This window comes from Caballeronia terrestris, assembly GCF_001544515.1.
Taxonomy (GTDB): domain Bacteria; phylum Pseudomonadota; class Gammaproteobacteria; order Burkholderiales; family Burkholderiaceae; genus Caballeronia; species Caballeronia terrestris.
In genome coordinates, this window is the sequence record NZ_FCOL02000187.1 from 1 (window position 1) to 3782 (window position 3782).

General features: G+C 57.1%; 3 protein-coding genes. 2 read left to right on the forward strand and 1 reads right to left on the reverse strand.

Translation table 11 applies throughout. From position 1 onward, the window contains the following. The first annotated feature begins 338 nt into the window (after positions 1 to 338). Positions 339 to 1019, forward strand: coding sequence for a tyrosine-type recombinase/integrase (locus AWB67_RS34905; RefSeq protein WP_087660487.1), 681 nt, complete (start codon positions 339 to 341; stop codon positions 1017 to 1019). Positions 1020 to 1998: 979 nt separating this feature from the next. Here the strand turns inward: AWB67_RS34905 and AWB67_RS41135 are convergent. Beyond that, entirely contained in the window at positions 1999 to 2145 is a 147-nt protein-coding gene (locus AWB67_RS41135; RefSeq protein ID WP_159965102.1) for a hypothetical protein, read from the reverse strand. An 868-nt stretch (positions 2146 to 3013) separates the two neighbouring features. Between AWB67_RS41135 and AWB67_RS34920 the strand changes: the two genes are divergently transcribed. Next, a complete protein-coding gene (locus tag AWB67_RS34920; protein WP_125477823.1) occupies positions 3014 to 3367 on the forward strand; it encodes a hypothetical protein in 354 nt (117 codons plus the stop codon). Positions 3368 to 3782: the final 415 nt, after the last annotated feature.

The following is a 3782-nucleotide window of genomic DNA, read 5'->3' on the forward strand; positions in this document are numbered from 1 at the left end:
AAGAGGTGCACGAAAGTCTGCGCATTTGTGACTTCGTGAGTCGGCCACGCATTAAGGTCGCATAGCAAAAATAGTGTAATCCACGATCATCTCAGGTGCCAGGTAGATTTCGGACCAAATGATAGGTGCGTTCAGATCGCGCGGTGCGAATAATGCGCAGTCACCGTGTAGCGAATACCACGGAGGCTTCAAAGGTCGGACAGCACAAAGGCGACGATGACCGTTGCACCCCGGAGCTGCCGCCGACTTTGCGAATGCCCGAAAGGCGGTTCAGAGTCCGCGAGCGACCGCTGCAAGGCGCGCACAATCGATCTCCCTTCATTGAAGAGGAGGTTGACATGGAAACGCTTAATTCTTTCAGCGCTCGTCGGGTGCCGTGGAACAAGGGGAGGCTGACTGGCCAGAAGCCGCCGTTGAAACTGCGCGAGATCTGGGCGATTCGCACGAGACTTCAGATGTCATCCAACGTTCGCGAGTTGGCGCTGTTCAACTTGGCAATCGACAGCAAGCTTCGGGCATGCGATCTGACGCGACTGCAGGTGCAGGACATCTGCATGGGAAGCCATGTGGTCTCGCGAGCAACGTTCATGCAGCAAAAAACGCAAACGCCGGTGCAATTCGAAATCACGGACCAGACTCGGCAGAGTGCCGCAGCCTGGATTTCGGCATGGGAGCTGAAACCCGCCGACTATTTGTTCCCGATTCGGCTGCATGCGTCCGCGCACGTGTCGACACGTCAGTACGCTCGCATCGTTCATCGTTGGATCGCTTCGATTGGACTGGATGACGCGGCGTACGGCACACAGACGATGCGCCGCACGAAGGCATCGTTGATCTATCGGCGCACCAAGAACCTGCGCGCAGTTCAGTTACTCTTAGGCCATACGAAACTTGACTACCTCCCGCGCCGAACTATGTCCCGCGACGCCAGGAGCCCACGGCATGACGGCACACGGTCGCACCTTTTGCGGGACATAGATTCGGTCTGCAAGATCAACGGGAACGCCGGGGTCGTTTAGCTGGCTGCGAACTGCTGTGTGATCAGAGATCCGACGAGCACATGACGTGTCCACTCGTTCCGTGTTCGACGGGCGAACGAGCGCTGGGCCACTTCTCCTGCGAAGGTCTTGTAATCCAGTGAATAGGGCCTGCGAAAGCGCGATCTAATGTCCAGCGCACTTGCGGCACATCCCCAACGCGCGGGGCTTCCGAATGATCACTGGACATTGTTCGGCACGGGAGATAGTCCAGTCTATTGACTGCAGTCAATAGGCTTGAAAGTACGGTGCGTTACCTCGGGATTGAAGTAGACTACGCGCTCGAGATGGCTGAGCAAACCGAAGTCTGATAGGTCATGGCCGGCGAGCAGGCGCTTGCCGGCCACTTCCGGCCATTCGTCAGGGTCGTAAGGACCGCAAGTCGAACGGCCGGTTCAGTTCGGGACCTGCCGGATCCTGGATGCAAGCGAATTGGCCATAGCCGACGCTCGCCGTCTGGCTTGCATGCTCGAGCACGCGACGTCGTCCGGCTCAATCGAGCCCGTTTCACGGCCTTGCAGAGAACAGGAAGTTCAGTTCGTTCAACGCGGCGCGATGCGCTCAGCCGCTAAGCCCGCACATCGAATGAACCAAGAAGGGCGCGTTCGCAGTCGTGGCTGCAAATACCTCAACGGCGCTGAGATTCATCGCATCGGGTCGTTGCGCCGCCTTCTCACCTGGACGGATCTATCGTTCCTTCCTTGCCAGTGTACGGATTCACGTTCCCCTTTGACGACCAGTTATCGTATTTTGTTTGATTGGGGTTCGTCTGGTGATGCCCTGCTACGTACGTGCCGTTGCTACGTGTGTACCCGCTAACGTAGTGCTCGCCCGTACCGCTCGAGTGATAACTGCTGTGTCCGCTGGAGAAGCCGCCGCCCCGTGCGAAAGACGTGGCGGAGATCAAACAAAGCGTGAAAACTATCGTGGTTTTAATGATCATGTTGGTCCCCTCGAAGTGTCAATCATAGTTTTGGTTGGTGCTGACCGCGATCAGCGAACAAATACTATCGTCATGACGAGCGACTGACCATCCTATAGATGGCAATTTTTTAAATAATGAGTTGCGTTCCGTACGTTCGACCATTCCGGGCTTCGCCTTGTTCATGTTGAACGCGGCCTGGATCGCCATGTTGGCGGCGCTGGTCTCGGCGCGTTACCTTGATTTGCGCTGCGAGCGTTGACCAGCATTTACAGAGTTCGCCATTGCTAATCGGCGCCGCGCTCCACTGTCGCTTTTACTCATCACTTCGCTCCCTTCGAGTCGGTGCAGTCCGCGTATTCGTTGGCTCCGCCTCCGCGCCTGTCGCGCCGCTCGTTGCTGAGAGGGCCTGATTGACGGTTCTCGAGACAGCAAGCGAAAACGTATCCCCTAAAGAATCGCCATACGCAGCCGTTAAGCTGATCAACTAGATAAGAGGAACCTCGCCTTGAAGAACGCCGTGCTTTTCGCGCTCGTGGCATCGTTGTCGGGGTGCGCCAGTTGGTGCGACAGCAGCGAAGACCGCGAGAAATGCCTACATCGCGTCCACGTCGCACAGGCGGTAGGTGCTGTAGTCGCCGTCGTTGGCGTCGTTGCGCTCGCGACCCGTGGTGGTGGAGGCGGTACGACCGACAATTCATACAAAGGCAACTGCCAGTACGACTGGCAGATCGCAGCAGATGGCTCGCGCTGCGGACTGAGATCTGCGGAATCACGTCCCGGTGGCTTTTGAACGCGATCGCTTCGAATCGGACATGCTTCTACTGCGTCGAGTGCGTGAGACAGTGCTACCGAAAAACGGCCTGTTACCAGCTCATTCCCGTCAATGCACCACGCGTATGTAAATTCGGCTTCAACGGAAGGAGATTCGACGTCAACACACTGCAGACACGGGCGCTTGTCCTCGCGGGCGGTATCGCTTAAGCGCGGGAAGGGAACCAAGCGGACACGCGACGGGGAGCGGCTGCACGCGGCCAAGCTAGGAATCGGTCGCTTGATCAACGAAAATTGTTTTCCGAGAAAAATGTCTCGTTTCATTATGAAGACACTAGTTTTTTCGGTGCTTGCAATCAGCACCCTGACTACGGGCACTGCGAACGCTTACGACAGCCCCGAGGATGGCACTTACGTCGCGAATGTTTCCACAAAGAGTGGCACTTACACCGTTCCGGTTGAAGTTGACGGCGGAGAAGTTACCCATGTGAACTGGCCCAACGGTGGAAAAATGGATGTAGTGGGTGGCGATCTCACGGACGGCACGGCAGATGGAATGAATCGGCGCGGTGAAACCATCCATATCGAGATGAACGACACAAGTTACGATTCAGACTCCGACGATGGGAACTAACAACGGCGCTAACATCTTGATCCGCCGAAGGGCTGTCGTGCAGCTTAACGCTTCAAGAACAATCGCGAGGTATGCCACTGGGCTTGTTCGCTGCATTGAGCGACCGCTTGAGACGTTGATAAGTGGCCGCAATTGTGTCGTGAAGACTCGTTCACCGCTCGCGAGAGCCGATGTTTGCTTCACCGCGACACGAACGACAGCGAAGCGGCGAGTCCGCCGCATGGATGACGAGTCGGGGCGGCCGAAAGGCCGATGACGCGGCGGCGAGGACCATGAGCGGATGGCCGTTGCACATTGTCAAGAGACGCTGGGTGTACTGAGAGTCGAGCGGCCGTTGAGGGTGTGCGCCGTGAAAAGGTGGCGCTTTCCAGTGGGTGTAAGTCCCACCCGGCAAATGCTCCAGCCGGAAGCAACC